The following is a 1,152-nucleotide window of genomic DNA, read 5'->3' on the forward strand; positions in this document are numbered from 1 at the left end:
AACCAGTACCGTGAGGGAAAGGTGAAAAGCACCCCGGAAGGGGAGTGAAAGAGATCCTGAAACCGTGTGCTTACAAGTAGTCAGAGCCCGTTAACGGGTGATGGCGTGCCTTTTGTAGAATGAACCGGCGAGTTACGATCCCGTGCAAGGTTAAGCTGCAAATGTGGAGCCGCAGCGAAAGCGAGTCTGAATAGGGCGTTGAGTACGTGGTCGTAGACCCGAAACCAGGTGATCTACCCATGTCCAGGGTGAAGTTCAGGTAACACTGAATGGGGGCCCGAACCCACGCACGTTGAAAAGTGCGGGGATGAGGTGTGGGTAGCGGAGAAATTCCAATCGAACCTGGAGATAGCTGGTTCTCCCCGAAATAGCTTTAGGGCTAGCCTTAAGTGTAAGAGTCTTGGAGGTAGAGCACTGATTGGACTAGGGGTCCTCATCGGATTACCGAATTCAGTCAAACTCCGAATGCCAATGACTTATCCTTAGGAGTCAGACTGCGAGTGATAAGATCCGTAGTCAAAAGGGAAACAGCCCAGACCACCAGCTAAGGTCCCAAAGTAATCGTTAAGTGGAAAAGGATGTGGCGTTGCACAGACAACCAGGATGTTGGCTTAGAAGCAGCCATCATTTAAAGAGTGCGTAATAGCTCACTAGTCGAGTGACTCTGCGCCGAAAATGTACCGGGGCTAAATACACCACCGAAGCTGCGGATTGATACCGAATGGTATCAGTGGTAGGGGAGCGTTCTAAGGGCTGTGAAGTCAGACCGTAAGGACTGGTGGAGCGCTTAGAAGTGAGAATGCCGGTATGAGTAGCGAAAGAAGGGTGAGAATCCCTTCCACCGAATGCCTAAGGTTTCCTGAGGAAGGCTCGTCCGCTCAGGGTTAGTCGGGACCTAAGCCGAGGCCGAAAGGCGTAGGCGATGGACAACAGGTTGATATTCCTGTACCACCTCTTCACCGTTTGAGCAATGGGGGGACGCAGGAGGATAGGGTAAGCGCGGTATTGGATATCCGCGTCCAAGCAGTTAGGCTGGGAAATAGGCAAATCCGTTTCCCATAAGGCTGAGCTGTGATGGCGAGCGAAATATAGTAGCGAAGTTCCTGATTTCACACTGCCAAGAAAAGCCTCTATCGAGGTGAGAGGTGCCCG

1 rRNA gene is annotated in these 1,152 nt (G+C 51.8%); it reads left to right on the forward strand.

The features are described from left to right. Positions 1-1,152: ribosomal RNA gene (locus ACFWFI_RS42740) — 23S ribosomal RNA — on the forward strand; the annotation flags it as partial.

Source organism: Streptomyces sp. NPDC060209 (assembly GCF_042728155.1).
In the GTDB taxonomy this organism is placed as follows: Bacteria; Actinomycetota; Actinomycetes; order Streptomycetales; family Streptomycetaceae; genus Streptomyces.